The sequence below is a fragment of the Mesobacillus jeotgali genome (genome assembly GCF_900166585.1).
GTDB lineage: Bacteria > Bacillota > Bacilli > Bacillales > Cytobacillaceae > Mesobacillus > Mesobacillus jeotgali_A.
On the sequence record NZ_FVZC01000007.1, the window covers coordinates 38530 to 60271 of the forward strand.

General features: G+C 43.6%; 20 protein-coding genes. 13 read left to right on the forward strand and 7 right to left on the reverse strand.

Annotated features, from left to right (window positions below):
* Positions 1 to 3: 3 nt before the first annotated feature.
* Together gatA and gatB are read left to right on the forward strand one after the other, a co-directional pair.
* Positions 4 to 1461 (forward strand): Asp-tRNA(Asn)/Glu-tRNA(Gln) amidotransferase subunit GatA, encoded by a 1458-nt coding sequence (gene gatA / locus B5X77_RS01615; protein ID WP_079504448.1) that lies wholly within the window; start codon positions 4 to 6, stop codon positions 1459 to 1461.
* 13 nt (positions 1462 to 1474) lie between these two features.
* The gene (gene gatB / locus B5X77_RS01620; RefSeq protein ID WP_079504450.1) at positions 1475 to 2902 is read left to right on the forward strand and encodes an Asp-tRNA(Asn)/Glu-tRNA(Gln) amidotransferase subunit GatB; all 1428 of its coding nucleotides are present in this window, start codon (positions 1475 to 1477) and stop codon (positions 2900 to 2902) included.
* A gap of 73 nt (positions 2903 to 2975) precedes the next feature.
* Here gatB and B5X77_RS01625 read toward each other — a convergent pair whose 3' ends face one another.
* The 3 genes from B5X77_RS01625 to plsY form a co-directional block, all read right to left on the reverse strand.
* Complete coding sequence (locus B5X77_RS01625; RefSeq protein ID WP_079504452.1) at positions 2976 to 3719, reverse strand: hypothetical protein; 744 nt, start codon at positions 3717 to 3719, stop codon at positions 2976 to 2978.
* A 120-nt stretch (positions 3720 to 3839) separates the two neighbouring features.
* Complete coding sequence (gene putP / locus B5X77_RS01630; protein WP_079504454.1) at positions 3840 to 5315, reverse strand: sodium/proline symporter PutP; 1476 nt, start codon at positions 5313 to 5315, stop codon at positions 3840 to 3842.
* 187 nt (positions 5316 to 5502) lie between these two features.
* Complete coding sequence (gene plsY, locus B5X77_RS01635; RefSeq protein WP_079504456.1) at positions 5503 to 6117, reverse strand: glycerol-3-phosphate 1-O-acyltransferase PlsY; 615 nt, start codon at positions 6115 to 6117, stop codon at positions 5503 to 5505.
* A gap of 310 nt (positions 6118 to 6427) precedes the next feature.
* Between plsY and B5X77_RS01640 the strand changes: the two genes are divergently transcribed.
* From B5X77_RS01640 to B5X77_RS01680, 9 genes are all read left to right on the forward strand, one after another.
* Positions 6428 to 7369: a diacylglycerol kinase gene (locus tag B5X77_RS01640; protein WP_079504458.1), complete on the forward strand. Its 942-nt coding sequence runs from the start codon at positions 6428 to 6430 to the stop codon at positions 7367 to 7369.
* Between the two features lie 276 nt (positions 7370 to 7645).
* Complete coding sequence (locus B5X77_RS01645; protein ID WP_079504460.1) at positions 7646 to 8197, forward strand: cysteine hydrolase family protein; 552 nt, start codon at positions 7646 to 7648, stop codon at positions 8195 to 8197.
* Positions 8198 to 8239: 42 nt separating this feature from the next.
* Complete coding sequence (locus B5X77_RS01650; protein ID WP_079504462.1) at positions 8240 to 9715, forward strand: nicotinate phosphoribosyltransferase; 1476 nt, start codon at positions 8240 to 8242, stop codon at positions 9713 to 9715.
* 122 nt (positions 9716 to 9837) lie between these two features.
* Positions 9838 to 10893 (forward strand): ATP-binding protein, encoded by a 1056-nt coding sequence (locus B5X77_RS01655; RefSeq protein WP_079504464.1) that lies wholly within the window; start codon positions 9838 to 9840, stop codon positions 10891 to 10893.
* Positions 10894 to 11012: 119 nt separating this feature from the next.
* Entirely contained in the window at positions 11013 to 13145 is a 2133-nt protein-coding gene (recQ, locus tag B5X77_RS01660) for a DNA helicase RecQ (RefSeq protein WP_079504466.1), read from the forward strand.
* A gap of 414 nt (positions 13146 to 13559) precedes the next feature.
* Complete coding sequence (locus B5X77_RS01665; RefSeq protein ID WP_079504468.1) at positions 13560 to 13982, forward strand: hypothetical protein; 423 nt, start codon at positions 13560 to 13562, stop codon at positions 13980 to 13982.
* A 61-nt stretch (positions 13983 to 14043) separates the two neighbouring features.
* Complete coding sequence (locus B5X77_RS01670; RefSeq protein WP_079504470.1) at positions 14044 to 14997, forward strand: ABC transporter permease subunit; 954 nt, start codon at positions 14044 to 14046, stop codon at positions 14995 to 14997.
* On the forward strand, positions 14990 to 15880 hold the full coding sequence (locus B5X77_RS01675; RefSeq protein WP_079504472.1) for an ABC transporter permease subunit: 891 nt from the start codon (positions 14990 to 14992) through the stop codon (positions 15878 to 15880). Before B5X77_RS01670 ends, B5X77_RS01675 begins: the two co-directional genes overlap by 8 nt.
* A gap of 323 nt (positions 15881 to 16203) precedes the next feature.
* Positions 16204 to 16653, forward strand: coding sequence for a BsuPI-related putative proteinase inhibitor (locus B5X77_RS01680; protein WP_079504474.1), 450 nt, complete (start codon positions 16204 to 16206; stop codon positions 16651 to 16653).
* A gap of 28 nt (positions 16654 to 16681) precedes the next feature.
* Here the strand turns inward: B5X77_RS01680 and B5X77_RS01685 are convergent, their stop codons facing one another.
* Both B5X77_RS01685 and B5X77_RS01690 read right to left on the reverse strand, forming a co-directional pair.
* A complete protein-coding gene (locus tag B5X77_RS01685) occupies positions 16682 to 16957 on the reverse strand; it encodes a hypothetical protein (RefSeq protein ID WP_079504476.1) in 276 nt (91 codons plus the stop codon).
* A gap of 333 nt (positions 16958 to 17290) precedes the next feature.
* Positions 17291 to 17671 carry a hypothetical protein gene (locus B5X77_RS01690; RefSeq protein WP_079504478.1) on the reverse strand — a complete coding sequence of 127 codons (381 nt, stop codon included), beginning with the start codon at positions 17669 to 17671 and terminating at the stop codon, positions 17291 to 17293.
* Positions 17672 to 18006: 335 nt separating this feature from the next.
* Here B5X77_RS01690 and B5X77_RS01695 point away from each other — a divergent pair, with 335 nt between their 5' ends.
* The gene (locus B5X77_RS01695) at positions 18007 to 18345 is read left to right on the forward strand and encodes a hypothetical protein (protein WP_079504480.1); all 339 of its coding nucleotides are present in this window, start codon (positions 18007 to 18009) and stop codon (positions 18343 to 18345) included.
* A gap of 233 nt (positions 18346 to 18578) precedes the next feature.
* Positions 18579 to 19958, forward strand: coding sequence for a 23S rRNA (uracil(1939)-C(5))-methyltransferase RlmD (gene rlmD, locus B5X77_RS01700; protein WP_079505824.1), 1380 nt, complete (start codon positions 18579 to 18581; stop codon positions 19956 to 19958).
* Between the two features lie 19 nt (positions 19959 to 19977).
* Here the strand turns inward: rlmD and B5X77_RS01705 are convergent, their stop codons facing one another.
* Positions 19978 to 21462: a recombinase family protein gene (locus B5X77_RS01705; protein WP_079504482.1), complete on the reverse strand. Its 1485-nt coding sequence runs from the start codon at positions 21460 to 21462 to the stop codon at positions 19978 to 19980.
* Positions 21459 to 21620, reverse strand: coding sequence for a hypothetical protein (locus B5X77_RS23115; protein WP_176167195.1), 162 nt, complete (start codon positions 21618 to 21620; stop codon positions 21459 to 21461). The genes B5X77_RS01705 and B5X77_RS23115 overlap by 4 nt, the downstream gene beginning before the upstream one ends.
* Between the last annotated feature and the right edge of the window lie 122 nt (positions 21621 to 21742).

The window sequence follows — 21742 nt, forward strand, 5'->3', positions numbered from 1 at the left end:
TCGATGAGTTTATTTGAACATAAGATTTCAGAGCTTCATGAGCTTTTACATAAAAGAGACCTAAGCGTTTCCGACCTGGTTGATGAATCGTTCAAGCGGATTGGCGAGGTTGAAGGCAAGGTTCAGGCGTTTTTAACATTGGATGAAGAAAATGCGAGAGCAGCAGCGAGAGCATTGGATGAAAAGGCGGTACAGAACGCTCCAACCAATAAATTATATGGCCTTCCTATCGGAATCAAGGACAATATTGTCACCAAGGGATTGCGGACGACGGCAGCGAGCAAGATCCTCGAAAACTTTGATCCTATTTATGATGCTACGGTTGTCCAGAAATTGAAGCAAGAGGAAACGGTAACAATCGGCAAACTGAACATGGATGAATTCGCAATGGGATCATCAAATGAAAACTCAGGTTTTAAAAAGACATTAAACCCGTGGAATCTTGATCGAGTGCCGGGAGGTTCTTCTGGCGGATCTGCAGCATCGGTTGCGGCAGGAGAGGTGCTCTTCTCGCTTGGATCCGATACAGGCGGTTCGATTCGCCAGCCCGCATCATATTGTGGGGTGGTCGGCATGAAGCCTACTTATGGGCTTGTTTCCCGCTTCGGCCTGATTGCCTTTGCGTCATCACTGGATCAGATTGGACCAATTACACGCAATGTAGAGGATAATGCTTTTCTATTAAAAGCGATCGCAGGATATGATGAAATGGATTCAACTTCCGCAAACGTGGACATCCCTGACTATATCGCTTCATTGACTGGTGATATCAGGGGGCTTCGGATCGCTGTGCCGAAGGAATACCTCGGTGAGGGCGTTAGTGAAGAAGTCCGTAAATCAGTATTGGATGCACTTATTGTACTTGAGGGCCTGGGTGCAACTTGGGAAGAGGTATCACTGCCGCACTCGAAGTATGCTCTGTCGACATATTACTTGTTGTCATCTTCTGAAGCGTCTGCCAACCTTGCCCGATTTGACGGAGTCCGCTATGGCTACCGTTCACCAAATGCTGAGAACCTGATTGAAATGTATAAAAAGACTCGTGCAGAGGGCTTCGGAGAGGAAGTAAAACGCCGTATCATGCTTGGAACTTTTGCTCTCAGCTCAGGCTATTATGATGCTTACTATAAAAAGGCTCAGAAGGTCCGTACTCTCATTAAGCAGGACTTCGAGAAAGTGTTTGAGCAGTATGATGTCATCATCGGACCGACAGCACCAACTCCGGCATTTAAGCTTGGCGAAAACACTAAGGATCCGATGACGATGTATGTAAATGATATTTTGACAATCCCGGTCAACCTGGCAGGTGTACCGGCCATCTCGGTACCTTGCGGCTTGGACAAAGGCCTGCCGCTTGGGCTGCAAATTATCGGCCGCCATTTCGATGAAAGCACTGTATATAAGGTTGCACATGCATTCGAGCAGGCAACCGAATTCCATAAACAACAACCTGAGCTGTAAAGGGGGGAACACGATGAAATTTGAAACGGTAATTGGCCTTGAGGTCCATGTAGAATTAAAAACAGAATCGAAAATCTTTTCGGCGAGCCCGAACCATTTTGGAGCGGAGCCGAATACAAATACAAGCGTGATCGATCTTGGTTACCCTGGCGTACTGCCGGTGGTGAATAAAAAAGCAGTTGAGTACGCTATGAAGGCCGCTATGGCTCTGAACTGTGAAGTTGCTGAGCACACGAAATTCGACCGGAAAAACTATTTTTACCCGGACAACCCGAAGGCCTATCAGATTTCCCAGTTTGATAAGCCAATTGGCGAGAATGGCTGGATTGAAATTGAGGTCAATGGCTATAAAAAGAAAATCGGTATTACACGGATCCATATGGAAGAGGATGCAGGCAAGCTGACACATGGCAATGGATATTCTCTAGTTGACTACAACCGCCAGGGAACACCGCTTGTAGAGATCGTATCGGAGCCCGATATACGAACGCCGGATGAGGCATATGCCTACCTTGAAAAGTTAAAGTCCATCATACAGTACACGGGCGTATCGGATTGTAAAATGGAAGAAGGTTCACTGCGCTGTGACGCCAACATCTCGATCAGGCCGGTTGGCCAAAAGGAATTTGGTACAAAAACAGAGCTGAAGAACCTGAACTCTTTCAACTTCGTACGCAGAGGTCTGGAATACGAGGAAAAGCGGCAGGAAGAGGAAATTCTCGCTGGCCGTGAAATCCAGCAGGAAACAAGGCGATATGACGAATCAACGAACTCCACCATCCTTATGCGAGTAAAGGAAGGATCGGATGACTATCGTTATTTCCCTGAACCTGATCTGCCTGACCTTTATATCGATAAAGAGTGGAAGGCAAGAGTCCGTGCCGAAATCCCTGAATTGCCAGATCAGCGCAAAAAGCGATATGTCGAGGAGATGGGATTGCCAGCATACGATGCAGAGGTTTTAACTGTATCAAAAGAGATGGCGGATTTCTTTGAATCAGTGGTCAAAGCAGAAGCTGACCCAAAACAGGCATCCAACTGGCTGATGGGTGAGTTCTCAGCCTACCTGAAGGCTGAATCGAAAGAACTGAATGAGACGGCGTTGACTCCTGAAGGGCTTGCCGGTTTGATTAAGCTGATTGAAGACGGCACAATCTCTTCCAAGATTGCCAAGCAGGTGTTCAAAGAATTGGTCGAAAACGGCGGCGACCCAGAGACAATCGTCAAGGAGAAGGGACTAATCCAAATCTCTGACGAAGGAGCGCTGCTCAAGATCATTACCGAGATTATCGATGCTAACCCGCAGTCTGTAGAAGATTTCAAAGGCGGGAAAGATAAAGCAAAAGGCTTCTTGGTCGGCCAGATCATGAAAGCTACAAAAGGGCAGGCTAACCCGCCGCTGGTAAACAAATTGCTTGTTGAGGAATTGAATAAGAGATAATAGCGAAAGCTGACGATTTGTTCGTCAGCTTTTTTGTCGATATTTCCCGAGAAATGATAAAAACGAAATTATACTAATTTCCCACCTGCAACTCATGATCGTGTATGATGCTGAAGAATGCCTTCTTATCTGCAACAACATATTGCATAGATTCTGTATTAAAGATCATATAGACAGGAACCATATTGGTTTGCAGCTCAGGATACTGCTTCTTCAGTCCTTCGATATCATCTGATATATGGAAGGAGTCTAGCTTTTCCTTTGCGTCGTCGGGAATGTCATACTTTTCTGACTCTCCACGTGGAACAATTGCCAGGACAGAAAGTTTCTCAGGATTCTTCGAAAGGAAATCATTAAAAGGTGGCAGGTTTTCAATTATTATTTTTACATAATATGTGCTGTAACCCTTTTCCCATTTTGCTTTTATCTTAAAGTAAATCCTATCCATATAAAGGCTTTTAGGAATCGACATGGTGTGCGCTACAACCTTTTTCTTTTCCATCCCGGGTGCGGCGTTAACCTGGCTGATTTCTATTCTTTCAGGTTTAAAACCTGAAGGAAAAGAGACTGCTAGTATCTCTTTTTCCTTCACTTTAGATGGGTTCATGCCAGCCATGGCTTTGATTGGATTTATTTCTTTCGTTTTGGTGCCATGCCACTCATACTGGCCGAGTATGATTGGAATCTCCTGTCCATTCACCGTGATGCTGGGTTCAGGCGGCTTTTCCTCTTTGTATAATTTGAAACGGTCCATGGCAATCAATACGGTTAAAAGCAATATAGCAGTAGTTCCATAGAATAACAGCTTTCTTTTCATTATTTTCTCCTAAGAATTGATTTTCTCTTTATATCAATTCCCTTAAAGATATGTAAATTCCTGTAAGATTTTATCGAAAAAATAAAAATACCACAGAGAAAGGTTCTCTGTGGCATCAGGTTAGGATTTTAAATTTTCAATACTCATATCGAATTCCTTTTCAATCTCTGAATTCGGAGTATAAGTAACCAGGCTGACCACTATGGAAACAACCAGGTTGATAAGGAAGCCAGGGACGATTTCATACATCACATCGCTCAAGCCGACATTGCTCCAGATGACAACTGTAGCTGCACCGGCAATCATACCGAGAATGGCACCCCAGTTGGTCATCTTCCTCCAGTATAGACTGAGGAGGATGATTGGTCCGAACGCTGCTCCGAAGCCTGCCCAGGCGTATGCAACCAGGCCGAGAATCGTGTCATTCTGTACCCATGCAAGAGCAGCAGCGATGATTGCTACAACGAGTACTGCCATACGTCCGAAAAATACGTATTGCTTATCTGATTTCTCTTTTTTGAACAAGATTTTGTATAAGTCTTCTGTAAGGGCGCTTGATGTAACGATCAACTGGGAGGAAATCGTGCTCATGATTGCAGCCAGGACAGCGGCAAGCATGAATCCTGCAAACAACGGATGGAAGAAGATTTGCCCGAGCACAATGAAGACTGCTTCAGGGTTATCCAGCTTAACATCCGGATTCTGTTTAAAATAAGCAAGACCGACCAGAGCGGTTAGAATGGCTCCAAGTAAGGAGAAAATCATCCATCCCATTCCGATTCGTCTAGCACTCTTTGTTTCTTTTATTGATGTGATGGCCATGAAGCGGGTAATGATATGCGGCTGGCCGAAGTAGCCAAGGCCCCATGCTGCAGTTGAAATGATGCCGAGTACTGTTGTTCCTTTGAATAAATCAAGCAATGCAGGATCGATGGAACGGATAGTGTCGAACGTTTCTGCAGGTCCGCCTGTTTTTGTGAATCCGATGATCGGGACAAGCAGCAGAGCGAGGACCATCATCATTCCCTGTATGAAGTCGGTATAGCTTACCGCCAGGAAGCCGCCAAATAATGTGTATGCCACTACAACAACGGAAACCAGCACTAAGCCAGTATGATAATTAAGGCCGAATGAACTCTGGAAGAAAACTGCTCCGGCAACCATTCCGGAGGAAACATAAAAAGTGAAAAATAGAAGAATAACAATTCCGGATACAATTCTTAAAAGCTTTGTATCATCTTTAAAACGGTTTTCCAGGAAGCTTGGTATTGTGATGGAGTCATTCGCCACATGTGTGTATGAACGAAGTCGAGGTGCTACATACAGCCAGTTTAGATATGCGCCTACAGTCAGGCCGATGGCAATCCACGCGCTCGCTAAACCGCTTACATAAATTCCGCCTGGCAGCCCCATTAACAGCCAGCCGCTCATATCGGCCGCTCCTGCGCTAAGTGCTGTGACTGCCGGACCGAGTGATCTGCCGCCAAGCATGTAGTCCGTCAGATTGGTTGTCTTTTTGTAGGAGTACCAGCCGATATAAAGCATCGCGGCCATGTAAATTCCGATAGAAATGATTTGATACATATCGTTGGACATCATCTTTCCCCCTTTATTATTTTGAAAAAATATTAAAAAAATATTGCTAATACAAATAATATTCTATCATTTCATTTAAATGAATAACAATCTATTTTTTTGCTGAAAATGCTATCTAATAAATAGTAATTTACTTTGTTAATATATTTATAGAAAAAAGCCATGGTTGGATCACCATGGTTTATCATCATGCTTTTTTAGGGGGGAGACGGTCTTTCTTCACTTTTTTATCATTGATCTTCGGTTCTGTACGGTTAAAGTAGTTCTGCAAATTTGAACGGTGCAGAAAAATTAAAAGTATAATAAAAGCAGTAAAAATTAGGTGTTCATTTTTGTCCGGAGTGAAGAAAGAATAAATGAGCATTGCGACCCCAACTGAAATGGAACCCATGAACACATATTTGGTCAGGTAGATCACGGCAAAAAAAGTTATGTAAACTGTGAGGAACATCCCGATATCAATTATCAATAATGCTCCGGCAGTTGTGGCAATTGCTTTTCCACCGCGGAATCCTGCGAAGATCGGGAAGCAGTGTCCAATAACCCCAATTAATCCGGTATACAATGTATCTACCGGGATATTGAAAATCAGCGGAAGAGAGGCTGCAAGCATGCCTTTTGCCACATCAATAAGCAGGACAACGAGGGCGGCTCTTTTTCCCATTACCCGCAGCGTATTGGTTGCACCAGGGTTTTTGCTGCCATGGTCTCTGATATCTACATGGAAAAAGTATTTGCCAATCAATATTGCCGTGGGAATTGAACCGATTAAATATGCAGCCAGGAGAATCATCCAGGTCATAAAAATCACCCCTCTAATCTAGTTTATGATAGATAGATGGAAAGCCTCATCTGTGAAAGTTGCCATTGGGGGTATTACCAATTTATGTAACCACCCTCCCTGTATTGTAAAAAATAACTTGTATGATTGGAAGAGTTTTTCGAAAAATACGATAGTTACCACTTTGATTAAATGATATGTTTCTCTTTGATAAATAGGTGTAAGTGGTTTATGATATATCCGGTAGTATTCGGGTGATTGCCTGGACGAGAAATATAAGCTATGATGTAAAATGATGGAATCAAAAACCATATTAAGTAGGATGATGGGTATGAAAAGAGCAAGAATCATTTATAATCCGACTTCAGGACGTGAAGTTTTTAAAAAGCATCTTGCCGAGGTTTTGGTGAAGCTGGAAAATGCCGGCTTTGAAACCTCCTGCCACGCAACGACAGGTGAAGGGGATGCGACGCAGGCTGCGAGGATTGCGGTCGAGCGGCGTTATGACCTGGTGATTGCAGCTGGCGGTGATGGGACGATCAATGAAGTGGTCAATGGCATTGCTGAGCAGGAATACCGCCCAAAAATTGGCGTCATTCCAGTAGGCACAACGAATGACTTTGCACGCGCGCTGCATATTCCACGGGATATCGAGGCAGCGGTGGACATCATTGTAAAAGGTGAAACGATTCCGGTCGACGTAGGCCGGATCAACGATAAATATTTCATTAATATCGCAGGCGGCGGCAGGCTGACTGAGCTTACATATGAAGTTCCAAGCAAGCTCAAGACGATGCTGGGCCAGCTCGCTTATTATCTAAAAGGAATCGAGATGCTGCCATCCATACGTGCATCCGAAGTGACGATTGAATACGATGGCAAGCTGTTCGAAGGTGAGGCCATGATGTTCCTTGTCGGCCTGACGAACTCTGTCGGAGGATTTGAGCGCCTTGCACCTAATTCATCGATTAACGACGGTTTGTTCTCGCTGTTGATCTTAAAAAAGACAAACCTGGCTGATTTTATCAGGATTGCTTCCCTGGCAGTGAGAGGCGAACACATCCATGATCCTGGCGTAATTTACACACAGGCAAATCGGATTAAGGTGCAGGCGAAGGAAACGGTCCAGTTGAATCTCGATGGTGAATACGGCGGAAACCTTCCAGCCGAATTCGAAAACCTGTTCAGGCATATCGAAGTCTATGTGCCTCTTGACGAAATCCGCCCAGAAGACCGTCCGGAGAACCTCGAATTGAATTTTAAAGCAGAATGATTGGAAACCACTCCGGTGCTGGGGTGGTTTTTTTGTGTTTTGAAATAGGGTATAGAAGGATATTCCTTAATAAGAGGTTATATTCCTTAAAATTAAAATATATTCCTTAAAACTACAGATATATTCCTGGAAAGCCGGACATATTCCTGTAAAGTGCAATTTATTCCTAAATTAAAATTCATGAATGCATAACTGGCCTTCGATATGAAAAATTTGCCTATAAAACATAATTGGAAGAAAATAATAGATAATATGATAAAAGGATGTGGATACATAATGGGGAAGAAGGCGTTGATCAATATCGACTATACATATGACTTTGTGGCAGACGATGGACGGCTTACTTGCGGGGAGCCTGGACAGGCGATTGAAGAAAACCTTGTTGGCGTGACAAAGGAATTCATCAAAAATGGTGACTATGTGGTTTTCGCTATTGATGTCCATGATGAGGGAGACGATTTCCACCCGGAGACGAAGCTGTACCCGCCTCATAATATCCGCGGTACGAAGGGAAGAGATTTGTACGGCAGCCTTCAAGAGGTTTATGAGGAAAACAAGGGCCTTGAAAATGTTTATTATATCGATAAGACAAGATATTCAGCATTCGCAGGCACGGATTTGGAAATAAAATTGCGTGAGCGGGGCATAACGGAAGTTCATCTTGTAGGCGTATGTACGGATATTTGCGTACTTCATACAGCGGTGGATGCTTACAACAAAGGATTTAAGGTTATTGTGTATAAGAATGCGGTGGCTTCCTTTGACCAAGTCGGCCATGAATGGTCGCTCCGCCACTTTGAGAGCTCGATCGGGGCAGAGGTCAGGTAGGATATCAATTACTTATATCGCAGTAAATTTGGAGGTTTTTTAATGAGTACGAAATTCACGGATGATAGTTTAATGCTTCATACGGACTTATACCAATTAAATATGATGGAAACTTACTGGCGGGATGGCGTCCATAATCGCCGGGCAGTGTTTGATTTATTTTTCCGCAAGCTGCCTTTTGGCAATGGTTACGCGGTTTTCGCCGGACTTGAAAAAATCATCAATTATATCGAGAACTTTGGCTTTACAGAGGATGATATTCAGTATTTGAGAGAAGAAGGGAAATTCGGTGATGACTTCCTGGCCTTTTTAAAAGATTTAAAGTTCACAGGCTCAATTCGGGCCATGCAGGAGGGCGAAATTGTTTTTGCCAATGAGCCGCTGGTCCGGGTCGATGCTCCGCTTGCTGAAGCCCAGTTAATCGAGACAGCGCTTCTAAACATAGTGAACTACCAGACATTGATTGCGACTAAAGCGTCCCGCATCAAGCAGGTAGTGAAGAATGAAGTGGCAATGGAATTCGGCACGCGCCGAGCCCATGAACTGGATGCGGCGCTATGGGGCACTCGTGCTGCTTATATCGGGGGTTTTGATTCAACGAGTAATGTGCGTGCGGGTAAGCTTTTCGGCATCCCAATCGCTGGTACACATGCCCACTCAATGGTTCAGGCCTACAAGGATGACTACCTTGCTTTTAAAAAATACGCCGAAACGCATAAGGACTGCGTATTCCTCGTAGATACGTATGATACATTAAGGTCAGGGGTGCCGAATGCCATCAAGGTTGCCAGGGAATTCGGCGGCAAAATTAACTTTATCGGCATCCGTCTCGACAGCGGGGACCTTGCGTACCTATCCAAGGAAGCCCGTAAAATGCTGGATGAAGCAGGATTTAAGGATGCTAAAATCGTGGCATCCAGCGACCTGGATGAGTACACAATCATGAACCTGAAAGCGCAAGGTGCAAAGGTTGATACCTGGGGAGTCGGTACCAAGCTGATTACTGCCTATGAACAGGCTGCGCTTGGGGCTGTTTATAAAATTGTGTCAGTGGAACGGGGAGATGGAACGATGGAGGACACGATCAAGATTTCCTCCAATCCAGAAAAGGTCACCACCCCTGGAATTAAAAATGTATACAGAATCATCAACAAAGCCAATAACCGTTCAGAGGGTGATTATATCACGCTTGAAGGCGAGAACCCACAGCAAGAAAAGCGCCTGAAAATGTTCCACCCGGTGCACACCTTTGTCAGTAAGTTCGTCACCAACTTTGATGCCAGGGATTTGCACCATGATATTTTCGAAAATGGAGAGCTGGTGTACGAGCAGCCAAGTTTGGATGAGATCCGCAAGCATTCAAAATATTGCCTGGGGGTGCTTTGGGAAGAATATACGCGAATGCTCAATCCTGAAGAATACCCGGTCGATCTCAGCCAAAAATGCTGGGATAACAAAATGCGCAATATAGAAGAAGTGAAAGAAAAGGTCATGGAGATGACTGGAGAGAATAAATAATCGTAAGGGCTGCCTTCCGAAAAGGAAGACAGCTTTTTCAATATATTGTCATCCCATAAAAAGGATTTTTTTTATAAAAAAAGAATTATTAGAGAACGAATCTTTTTTAAGGGTGTGGCCACGTGAATGACCAGAAGTGCAAGGTAGATTACGAACAGTTCATTCCTAGAGAAACGGGGTTTATTTTCAAGTTTGAAAAAAAAGACGACACCTTTGTTCATACTTTTATTGAAGGTAAACTGGTCGAAAAGATTGGTTTTTTCCCTGAATTAATTGTCGGGAAAACATTATCTGAGTTCCTTCCTGCTGAACATGCACTCCTCAAAGGAGCCTTTTACGAAAAGGCATGGAATGGAGAGCATGTCAACTATGAAGGGAGCCTGGGCGGTATTCATTATCTGGCTGTCCTCAGCCCCGTGCGCGAACAAGGAGTGACAGTTGAAGTAATTGGGACGGCAATTGACATTACGAAGGAAAAAGACAGAGAGAAACACGTCCAGCAAATGGAAAAGCTTTCTGTGGTAGGAGAATTGGCGGCTGGCATCGCGCATGAAATCCGGAATCCGCTCACCTCGCTGAAAGGTTTTGCTAAAATCGTGAAGGAGAGTGTAGCTGACCAGAAGCTCGAGCCATACCTTGATATCATGCTGAATGAAATGGACCGGATCAATGAAATCGTCAATGAGTTCATGTTCATAGCCAAACCGAAGGAGCATGTGAAATTCCAGGATACCAACTTCAGCCAGCTATTACATGATTGTATCCACTTCATGGAACCACAGGCGAACTTAAAAAGTATAAAAATAGAAAGTAAAATAAAGGACGACATGAGCTTGAATTGTGACCGAAATCAAATGAAACAGGTTTTCATCAACCTGCTTCAGAACGCAATTGAAGCTACGGACGATAACGGCCACTTTATCAATGTGAGACTCGATGATATGAGCGAGAATTTAGTCGCGGTGACGATTATAGATAAGGGCTGCGGGATTTCAGAAGCACGATTCAATCGCCTCTTCGAACCGTTCTATTCTACGAAGGAAAAAGGGACAGGGTTAGGCTTGCTCACTTGTAAACGGATCATTGACCTCCACAAGGGGACTATTGATATTGAAAGCAAGCTCGGAGAGGGCACAACGATCAGGATCAGTTTGCCAAAAATTCATGGTTGCGAATAGCGAAATAAAACATGCTTTGCTTCTATTGGAGCAGAGCATTTTTCCTGTCTCTCTGTTACAATGAAAGAGTATGTCCCTCATCATCCCCCCATTTTTTCTCACTGAAAGGAGCCCGCAAAATGCTGCAAAAAGCCCATGAATTATTGCAAACCCATTTCGGCTATTCCTCATTCCGCCTAGGACAGGAACAGGCAATCACCTCTGTACTCGAAGGAAAGAATACCGTCTGCGTCATGCCGACTGGAGGAGGCAAGTCCATTGTCTACCAAATCCCGGCACTCGTGCTGCCAGGGACAACAATCGTCATTTCGCCGCTGATCTCGTTAATGAAGGACCAGGTGGATACCCTCATCCAGCTTGGCATTCCGGCGACATATATCAACAGTTCGCTGACTTCAGGTGAAGCTGCGGCAAGGATGAATGATGCGAGGAACGGAAAGTACAAGCTGTTGTACATCGCACCCGAACGTCTTGGTTCCTGGGAGTTTATTGATGATCTGCAGGATATGGAAATTCCTTTGATTGCGGTGGATGAAGCGCACTGTATTTCCCAGTGGGGTCATGATTTTCGGCCAAGCTACCTGCAGATTTCAGGATTGGCGGATCGTCTGCCTAAGAAGCCGGTCGTCCTGGCATTGACCGCAACAGCAACGCCAAAAGTACGCGAGGATATTTGCGCCTCACTAAAAATAAACCCTGAGAACACGGTGATTACAGGATTTGAGCGCAGTAACTTGAGTTTTTCTGTTGTAAAAGGCCAAGATCGCCAGGCTTATTTGAGGGATTTTATCAAAAAGAATGAAAAGGAAGCTGGAATCATTTATGCAGCAACCAGAAAAATTGTAGACCAACTGTATGAATGGCTGCAGAAAGAAGGCTTCAATGCGTCCCGTTACCATGCTGGAATGAATGATGAAGACCGAAATCGCGAACAGGAGCGGTTTTTACAGGACGAGGCCACGGTCATGGTCGCAACATCGGCTTTCGGAATGGGTATTGATAAGAGCAATATCCGTTATGTCCTCCATTTTCAGCTGCCAAAGAATATGGAGAGCTATTATCAGGAAGCCGGCCGTGCCGGTCGTGACGGACTGGACAGTGAATGTATCGTGCTGTATTCTTCGCAGGATGTCCAGGTACAGCGCTTTTTGATCGACCAGTCTGCTGACAGAGAGAGGATAGCTCCAGAGCTGGAAAAGCTGCAGCAAATGGTCGGTTACTGCCATACCGAGGAATGCCTGCAATCCTATATCCTTCATTATTTTGGCGAGACGGAAACAGAACCGTGCGGCCGCTGCGGCAATTGTACAGATTCCCGTGAGACTGAGGATGTCACAAAGGATGCCCAGATGGTGCTGTCGTGTATCATCCGGATGGGGCAGAAGTATGGCAAGGCGATGACGGCGAATGTTTTGACCGGCTCCCGGAATAAAAAAGTTATTGAGTTCCGCCTGGATAAATTGCCAACTTACGGGTTGATGAAGAATCGGAGCACCAAGCAGGTGAATGACCTGATTGAATTTCTGATCTCCCAGGAACTGATTGGCGTTGAGCACGGGACCTACCCGACGATCTATGTTCCGGAAAAAGGGAAGGAAGTTTTGCTTGGCAAGACGAAGGTGTTCAGGAAGGAAGCTCTGCAGGTCAAGCAGGTTTCGAATGATGATCCACTGTTTGAAGAGCTTCGGGAATTGCGGAAGAATATAGCGGCTGCGGAAAAAGTGCCGCCATTTGTGATTTTCTCGGATTCCTCATTGAAGGACATGTGCCTCAAGCTGCCGCTCACGGATGGGGAATTTCTCAATGTAGCTGGAGTCGGAGAGCACAAGCTGCAGAAGTATGGCGCACCATTCATTGAACGAATTATCGAGTTTTGCGAGGAGAATCCGGATCGGCAGCCTGTTTTGAATGCCGTTTCGGAACCTGTCAGGAAACCGGCGAGGAAGGCTGTCGGAGATTCCCATCTCGAAACCTACAAGCTGCATCAGGAGAAACTGACCGTAGCCGAGATTGCTGCAAAGCGCGAGCTGGTGGAAAGCACGGTTGAAAATCATATTATCCAGTGTATCCAGCAGGGAATGGAAGTCGATTATGAGTTGCTGATCCCCGCCGGGCATATCGATGACCTGGAGCGGGCCGTAGCAGAAGCAGGCCGCGACAGGCTAAAACCTATCAAGGAATTGCTGCCCGATGAAGTCAGCTATTTTATGATTAAAGCATTTTTGTATATGTCTAAGAAGAAAGTACATTAAGGAAGACGACGCCCGCGGGCTTCGTCTTTTTTTGTGACTATTTCCGTCGATTCTCTTGCTAAGGATCTTGTTGTGATTTACTTAATTTCGTCAGGTTACATTTAAAGCGTTGTGTACCCCAAAGCGTCTACCCGCATAAGAACCGGTCACACAAATAGCGATATGTCCCCGGTCAGGTGAAAAAAAGGAAAAACCGGTCAAATAAAGAACTAATATGTTCCTCGTTAGGTGAAGTAAGGGGAAAACCGGTCACATAAAGGAAGGAAATTTGCCCGAACAGACGAAAAGGGTAACTTACAAGATAGGGTAAGTGCGGGAAAGCTTGCATGACTCAAAACTAAATTAAATTAATACTTTTCAGAAAAGTTAAAAATGGTAAAATATAACTAGTGACTTAAGAAAGCTGGTGTTAGGATGCATCCTATTACAGTAATTGAGATCTTGTTGGCTGTGGGTTTGGTCTTGCTGATTTTAGTGGGCAGTTATTTTTTGCCCAAGAGAAAGCGAAAAACTGCGATGAAAATTGTCCTGACTGTAATAGTCATAGAGCTGGCTTTTTTTGCAATCCGCCCTCTTTGGATTGACTATCATCTTGGAAAAAAAACGGAGCAGCTCACCCAACATCTGGAGGAGAAATACCCTGGAGAGGAATTCAAGATCAGCTATCGAACGAGCCGAAGCTATAATCCTTATCATATGGACGTAAGGTTCGCTAATGAGCCGGGCTGGAGTTACTCTTATTCTGTCAACGACAATCAGATTAAACAGGTGGGGATAGGTGTGCCGGATGCTGAATTGCCTGAAGAAGGGCTTCACTATGAGGGTTTGGGAGATTAAGAGAAAAGTAGGATGAGCTGCTTCATAGCAGCTTTTTTATCATTTTCCAGCAGGAGGCTACATGGTTTATTTTAAAAAGGCAATCGGACAGTTTGTATTATGGATCGTTTGTGTATTTTTGTTTATCGGGATATTGTTTTTGCCGGTTACGACGGACTTCGAGACTGGACCGGGCGGACAGTTTGAATCCGCTAGCTATGATTATGAGATGGACAAGCATATTGAGAATATTAAAGGTTTTTTTGCTTATATAAAAGAAAACCCAGACCTCGGGGAGTTTGTCCCTGGACAGTCGAATGCAGACAGGATTGCGGGCAAAGCGTGGAAGAGCTTGCTTTTGATCGTGCCAACTTTGGGTCTAGCTTATATCTTTGGGGTCCTGAAAGGAATCTTTGATTTCCGGATGCAAAAAAGAAGACTGAACTTTCTTGGCAATGGGACGACCTGGCTGTTCATCTCGATGCCGGATCTTTTTTTCATCATCATCATTCAGATAGGCCTGATGTTTTTATATGAAAAAGGCTTGTTTTTCCATGTGACGTTGTATGGGAGTGAAAAGCTTGAAACCTATGTGGTTGGGATTCTATTTTTGCTGATTTATCCTGTATTCTACCTTGCTAATATTACTAATGTGAGTCTGCAGGAGCAGACGGGGAATGATTACATTCGAACAGCGAAATCAAAAGGGACTCCTGGCGTGAAAATCTTATTCATACATATTCTGAAAAATTCGTTTCCTAGAATTCTGGCGCATGCAAATACAATCACACTCTATGTCTTATCAAATCTATTCATTGTTGAAAAATTGATGAACTTTCAAGGGGCTGCAGATGGGCTGTTTAATGCTGTTCTAAGGGGGACAGGCTTCACGGTGGGGCTGGAAATCATGGTCGACGGTATCTCGGCAGCCGGCTATACAGTTTTTTTTGCCTCAATCATTTTGGTTTCCAATCTGGTTACACAGATTTTCAAAAGTCTTGTCAGCCCGATTTCGCAGGAGATGAATCATGAATAAATCATTATTATTTGGCTTCATTATTTTGTCTTTTCTAGTTGTCATCGCATTGATAGCGCCATATCTCCCAATCGTGGATACGTCATTAAAGGAAACAGTGATGAGGCAAAAGGAAGGTGGAGGACTTGAGCTTCCTCCGTTCGGGCCATCAGCTGATTTCCCAATCGGTTCAGATGCAAATGGCGTTGATTTATTGAGCAGGGTGCTATTGGGGACGAAAGAAACTTTGTTGACCATATTGGCAATCGTCCTGATTCGGTATATCATTGCCATTCCGTTGGCGGTGGCGAGTTTTTATTCGGGATTTTTTCACAAAATCCTTATTGTTTGGAATCGGTTGTTCTCTTTCATGCCGCCAATTTTCTTTGTGATTTTAATTCTGGGCACTCCGTTTATTATTTTTTCAGGTAATCGGTATCTTTGGATCATGCTTGTCCTTGCCCTTATTGAAGTAGGGCGGGTTGCGGACATTTTTTATCAGGGGATGGTGGATATCTCAAAAAAACCTTATGTGGAAGCAGGGATTGTCTCGGGCTCTTCACCATTGAAGATGCTGAAAAACTACTACTGGCCGCCATTAAGACCATTTTTCATCGTCCAGTTTTTCTCAGACCTTGGAAGGACGCTGTTCCTCATCGGCCAGCTGGGAATTGTCGGGATCTTCTTGAGCGTCGAATTCGTTTCCCAACTCGATGGAGCTTATAAAGCATTGAACACCTCCAATGTATGGCCAACCTATTTTGTGGATATCACGAACCATATCTGGTCACACCCATGGCTGCCGATCACCGGAACCATTGCAATCGGAATTACCATTTTTGCATTTTCAATGATGAGCAGCGGGCTGCAGAAGTATTTTGACAAAAAGTATAAAAGAGCGTAAACGTGGGAGAGGTGTATGGGCACTTCTCCTTTTTGTTTAAGGCTGTTTTCGTAAAGATTGTTGTTAAAATCCTAAAGCCGATTTTAACGTGATTATAGCCATTTTGTAGGTCGGTACTAAGTTGGCAAGCTCTTTTCTCTTCAGAAGCGTTCATTTTGTGCAGAAACTTAGGCAATTCCATCCTATTTTGTCATCAATAGCAACAAAGTTTGAGAAAAGAGCCTTGTTTAAAAAGGGCTAATTATGTTTATCAATGAATGTAACCTTTTGATTGTTTCATCTGACAAATATATTAAGAATAGATTCATCAGGAGGAACTTAAGATGAGAAAATTATTAATGGCGTTGCTGTTTGGATTGTTGGTGACCGGTTGTGGAACAGGTAACCAGGTTTCAAATAATGATCAAGAACAGGGAGGTGCTGGAATCGTGGCAGGAGAGATGGCTGCAACTATAACTGAGAAAAGCCCGTTCATTTTCCAATATGAAGTGAAAAATCAGACGGAACAGGAAGTAACCTTAGAATTTACAAGTTCTCAGCGGTTCGATTATTCAGTAGAAGCGAAGGGCGGGAAGGAAATTTTCCTCTTCTCCAGTGTCGCAAACTTTTTACAAGTATTAGGGGAAGAAAAGGTAAAGCAGGGTGAGGCTTTGAGCTATGAAATCGACCTTCATGAGCTTTCCCTTGAAAAAGGGGACTATGTTCTTTCTGTCTGGATGACTCCGAAAGAAGGAAAAAAGTTTAAGGTGACGAAACCTTTCTCCGTTGATTGAGAACCCTGTACGGTAAAGGCGGAAGGAATTACAATAGAAATTGAATCATGGCGAATGTTATGGATACGATGCTGATACCGGTTCCAACAATCCACTTGATTGTCTGAACCTGATTTTGGCTCAATCTTTTTTCGAGGTCTGCAGAGGCAACGATTTCTTTTTCATCAAGCAATTGATTTAGCAATGTCCGTACGTCATCATGATTCAATTGTTGCTGTGAAGACTCTTGAAGGTTATCCAGCAAGGCTTCAAGCTCCTCTATTTTCAGCTCCAGTTCTTTTATCTTAAGTTTTAGATTATCCATTCCAAATCATCCTTTGTGCTTTTTTATATTCTATTCGTAAAAAGTTTTTAAGACGGGGCTTGTACCTAATCGAAAGGTTTTAGTGATGCCCACATTTGAGATGAATAGGTGATCTAGAATGAACCCAGATGTTCCAAGTATTGTGTCTCGGTTGAGGAGTTAATCTGGCTGGAGTATGGGTGCAGGGGAATGGACTAAAAAAATGCAATCAAAAGGTGTTCGGTCATACGGAGCCGTAAGAGTTACGTCCCTGAGCAGGCTGCATCAAATAGAGTTGAATGCTAGTAAATTGAAGAAGGTCCAAAGCCAATCAAATGGTTTTGGCTTTCTTTTTTATGGAATAAAAGGTAGGGGTGTTTGCCTCAAAACCTTTAATCCTCCAATGCCCTCTATTGCCGCACCGAAAGATTGTATAAAGTCAGAAGAGACAATTATTTTCTCCAGGGTAATCAGATCCTCCTGGTTTATGGCAGAAAGTTCTTTGCTTACAGCTATAGCTTCAATCGTCTGTCCGATTGACTGCAGCCACACGCCGGTGACAATTTCACTTTCTCCATCTGTTTCTTCTTTCAGGGCATATAACCTGGATAATAAAATCGCCTCTGTAATCTGGGCAGCTGCCTGAATGTAGAGTGAGATTGAAATCTGCTTTTCAATTTGTGCAATAAGCTCCTCTTTGCTCAAACGGTCCTTCTCTTTATAAAATGACTCCACTTAGTATTCCTCCAGTCCATTGTGCAGATTTTCCCGGCTCATGGTGATAGTCCAGATAATGAATTATATTCATGTAAAGTGAATCGGCTATAGGGAAGTGCCTAAGAGACATATTGTTTACTCATAATATGAATTATATATATTGATGTTTTTCAGGAGCAGAAGAAAAGAGCTCCAACCCGTTCCTATATCAGAATTAGATAGTCTCATAGCTTACGAACTTTACCTCATATTGCCCATTTCCCGCAAAAATAGGCAATTGTACTAAGCGATTTGCCTAAACTTACATAGGGTGTTAAGGGAACTATTGAAAACCCAATGAGAGGAGAGTTTAGATGTATACAGATACAATGAATGCCCATTTTGCAGATGAGAGAACCTTCGGAGCAGGCGGTATGGGATCGTTAGCTGGGTTATTGCAGCCCGGGGGATACGGTTACCAGGGAGGACCAGGCTATGGCGGTGGATTCGGCTATCCGGGAATGCCAGGATATGGCCAATTTGGAGGGCTGGGCCCATACCATGGAATGCCGTGGCAGGGCGGATATGGACATCATCACCATTGGCATGGTGGTCCCGGACCATTTCCCTGGCATGGAGGAGGTCCCGGATATCCTGGCGGTCCATGGATAGGGGGCCCGCACTGGCATGGAGGCCATTGGCACGGCCGGTAGGGATTTTATAATGAATGATAAGAGACTCAATTTAAAAACTGAAGAAAAGCACAGCGAATTTATTCCCATTCGCTGTGCTTATTTACTTAGATATTAAAGTAGATGTCGAAGAGTGGCGAATGGGTCTTGATCTAAATGCACTGTATTCAAAAAAGTTGCAGACCTCGTTTCGCAATCACACCAGCAATATGATAAAATCTGACTTAGCTAATTCACAGCAAAGGACGGAAATGATGAGCAAAACGACTCCTGTAAAAAAGAATGATTATATAGATGTTAAGTTTGAGGATTTGTCGCATGACGGAGCGGGTGTGGCCAAGGTTGATGGCTATCCGATTTTTGTCCAGGGGGGACTTCCTGGCGAAAGAGCAAAAATTAAAGTGACCAAGGTGAACAAGGGCTACGGCTTTGGACGCCTGATGGAGATTTTGGAAAGAAGCACCTTCCGTGTTGAGTGCCCAGCTGAGGATTCCCATAAATACGGCGGCTGCCAGCTGCAGCATATCAGTTATGAAGGACAGCTGAAGTATAAAGAAAACCAGGTGAAGCAGGTATTGACAAGAATCGGCAAGCTTGAGGATGTAGTAGTGCACCCAATTTTGGGAATGGACAACCCATGGCATTACCGTAATAAAGCACAGGTGCCGGTTGGCGAGAAGGATGGCAAGCTGGTCGCTGGATTCTTCAAGCCACGCAGCCATGAAATTGTCGATACAGACGAGAGTCTGCTCCACCTTGATGAAATAAATGATGCGATTAAGGCGGTAAAAGAAATTGCAGGCAAGCTTGGAATTCAGCCATATAATGAAGAATCGCATAAGGGTGTGCTGCGACACATCATGGCCCGTTATGGCAGGCAAACTGGTGAGCTGATGATCGTAGTTGTAACGAGGACAAATGAGATCCCGCAGCGCGATAAATTGGTTGAAGCAATCATCGCGAGGCTTCCTAAGCTGAAATCAATCGTTCATAATATTAACTCAAAGAAGACAAATGTCATCATGGGCGATAAAACGGAGGTTCTCTGGGGAAGCGAGGTTATCTACGACTATATCGGCGATATCAAGTTCGCTATCTCAGCGCGTTCCTTTTATCAAGTGAATCCGGAACAGACAAAGGTGCTCTACGATAAAGCTCTTGAATACGCCGAGCTTACAGGCGAAGAATCTGTCATTGACGCATACTGCGGCATCGGCACAATTTCATTATTTTTAGCACAAAGGGCCAAAAAGGTATTCGGTGTCGAAATCGTTCCCGAAGCCATCGAAGACGCAAAACGAAATGCCGAACTGAACGAGATTACGAACGCTGAATTCGCAGTCGGAGAAGCCGAAACGGTTATCCCGGCCTGGTACAAACAAGGCAACAGTGCAGACGTGTTAGTGGTTGACCCGCCACGCAAAGGCTGTGACGAAGCACTTCTGCAAACCATCATCGATATGAAACCGAAGAAAGTTGTCTATGTATCATGCAACCCGGCCACCCTCGCGCGAGATTTGCGGATCCTTGAAGATGGCGGGTACAAGACCGTTGAGGTGCAGCCGGTTGATATGTTCCCGCAGACGACGCATGTCGAGTGTGTCTCGCAACTCATTTTAAAAGAAGGCAACTAACCCTTACGGGAGTTGCCTTTTACATATCTTGTAAAGGATTAACGAAACTATAATGGATATGAATATCGCCGTCTTTATTGCAATTTATTTTCTTAACTAATGAATGTAGGATTTCAGGAGTTAATTCATTCAAAGTTAAGATATCCTTTAGTTTATTACCGATTTGGATTGCATAATTTTCATTTTCGCATTCCTGGATTTTATCTCTAAGTTGGTCTAGCTTTAACTGTAGAGATTTGATTTTGCTATCCGTTATTTCACGATAATCCACTAACTCATCTTGAGTAATGACCTTATTAATATGCAATTTGACGTACTCGAGCTTCTCCATTTTTAATGACTCTATTTCCGACTGCGCTGCTTTTAGTTCCTTAAGAATGAGTTGTTTCTTTTTGTTTAGCTTGTTCAATAAGGTTTTTTCATAGTTATCTTCTTTCAATGTAGTAAAGAGTGCTTGTAAGTCATCCACAATGACTTGCATAAGCTCTTTTTCTCGGATTACAACACGATTAGGACAGAAGGATTGACCGTATCTAATATTACCGCCACAGCGGTAGCCTTTTTGATTGGCTTTATACCACATCCCTTTCTGGCATTCCTCACAGTAGAGGACATTGGTGAAGAGATGTTTCTTAGGTGCTGTGGTTGTTCTTGAGCGGCTCTGCAATAAATCTTGCACCGTATTAAAGGTTTCTTTTGGAATTATCTTAGCATGTGTATTTTCTTTTATGACTTGATTTTCTAAGTCTATATCACGCCTTTTTGAAGAAGTAACCATAATCGTTTCAGTTCGGCCTTGGACCAGATCACCACAATAATGTCGATTAATAAGTATATTTTTTATTGTGGAACCGTGCCATTGCTTAGAAGCATTTTTTTTATTGGCTACTTGAGCTGGAGTAGAAATAGCTTCCTCTGTTAGATTTTTGGCAATTGTATCCATCCCTATGCCGCTTAAATATTCATGGAAAATACGGCGAACAATTGTTGGCGTGTTATCATTCTTAATCTTTAGAACCCCGTTATCTGAGTAATAACCGTAAGGTGGAATAGATCCAACAAAGAGACCACGATTGGCCTTTGCGGATTTAGCTTGCTTATTCCGACGGCTACTGTTAGCTGACTCAGTTTCATACAACCATGCAAATAATCCAAAGTTTTGAACATTGCCTTCTATTGTGTTGATTGAGTTATCTAGACATACGATATGAATGTTATTGAACTGACAGATATCTCTAAGCTCATAGGATAGCCTGCCATTGCGTGCCAAACGGGAAAGCTCTTTTGCAACTATTACGTCAAACATTCCTGCTTTACCATCTGCAATTAAGGCTTTTAATCCAGGTCGATTCTCTTTCGTTCCTGACTGCTTATCCGTATAAACTTTTACGATTTCCCAATTTTGTTGGGCAGCATAATTTTCGAAAATGTCAATTTGATTATCTATCGATGTCCTTTGTGAATCTAATTCTGTTGAAACACGAGCATAAATTGCACATCTCATGCATAATCACCACCTGGAGTAATTTTTCCATGAGATGCTGGTGAGTTTACTTTACTACTATTGACTAATTTCTCTATTTCTATTTCCACTAATTGCTCAACAAACCGGCTGATGTTAACACCATTACTGGATGTGGCATAAGAACGAATCACATTCATATTAATTTCCCCCATAATGTACTTTCTTTTTGGAATGTTTATGTTTTAAAACGGATGTAAGAAAAGGCCACAAATTAATCCGTTCAGATAAATAAAAAAAGCACGCAAAAATCCCTGATAGG

Excerpts from the sequence above, each read along its gene's own strand:
- gatA (WP_079504448.1), top strand. The coding sequence starts at position 4 with ATGAGTTTATTTGAACATAAGATTTCAGAGCTTCATGAGCTTTTACAT.
- gatB (WP_079504450.1), top strand. The coding sequence starts at position 1,475 with ATGAAATTTGAAACGGTAATTGGCCTTGAGGTCCATGTAGAATTAAAA.
- B5X77_RS01625 (WP_079504452.1), bottom strand. The coding sequence starts at position 3,719 with ATGAAAAGAAAGCTGTTATTCTATGGAACTACTGCTATATTGCTTTTA.
- putP (WP_079504454.1), bottom strand. The coding sequence starts at position 5,315 with ATGTCCAACGATATGTATCAAATCATTTCTATCGGAATTTACATGGCC.
- plsY (WP_079504456.1), bottom strand. The coding sequence starts at position 6,117 with ATGACCTGGATGATTCTCCTGGCTGCATATTTAATCGGTTCAATTCCC.
- B5X77_RS01640 (WP_079504458.1), top strand. The coding sequence starts at position 6,428 with ATGAAAAGAGCAAGAATCATTTATAATCCGACTTCAGGACGTGAAGTT.
- B5X77_RS01645 (WP_079504460.1), top strand. The coding sequence starts at position 7,646 with ATGGGGAAGAAGGCGTTGATCAATATCGACTATACATATGACTTTGTG.
- B5X77_RS01650 (WP_079504462.1), top strand. The coding sequence starts at position 8,240 with ATGAGTACGAAATTCACGGATGATAGTTTAATGCTTCATACGGACTTA.
- recQ (WP_079504466.1), top strand. The coding sequence starts at position 11,013 with ATGCTGCAAAAAGCCCATGAATTATTGCAAACCCATTTCGGCTATTCC.
- B5X77_RS01665 (WP_079504468.1), top strand. The coding sequence starts at position 13,560 with ATGCATCCTATTACAGTAATTGAGATCTTGTTGGCTGTGGGTTTGGTC.
- B5X77_RS01670 (WP_079504470.1), top strand. The coding sequence starts at position 14,044 with ATGGTTTATTTTAAAAAGGCAATCGGACAGTTTGTATTATGGATCGTT.
- B5X77_RS01675 (WP_079504472.1), top strand. The coding sequence starts at position 14,990 with ATGAATAAATCATTATTATTTGGCTTCATTATTTTGTCTTTTCTAGTT.
- B5X77_RS01680 (WP_079504474.1), top strand. The coding sequence starts at position 16,204 with ATGAGAAAATTATTAATGGCGTTGCTGTTTGGATTGTTGGTGACCGGT.
- B5X77_RS01685 (WP_079504476.1), bottom strand. The coding sequence starts at position 16,957 with ATGGATAATCTAAAACTTAAGATAAAAGAACTGGAGCTGAAAATAGAG.
- B5X77_RS01695 (WP_079504480.1), top strand. The coding sequence starts at position 18,007 with ATGTATACAGATACAATGAATGCCCATTTTGCAGATGAGAGAACCTTC.
- rlmD (WP_079505824.1), top strand. The coding sequence starts at position 18,579 with ATGAGCAAAACGACTCCTGTAAAAAAGAATGATTATATAGATGTTAAG.
- B5X77_RS01705 (WP_079504482.1), bottom strand. The coding sequence starts at position 21,462 with ATGAGATGTGCAATTTATGCTCGTGTTTCAACAGAATTAGATTCACAA.
- B5X77_RS23115 (WP_176167195.1), bottom strand. The coding sequence starts at position 21,620 with ATGAATGTGATTCGTTCTTATGCCACATCCAGTAATGGTGTTAACATC.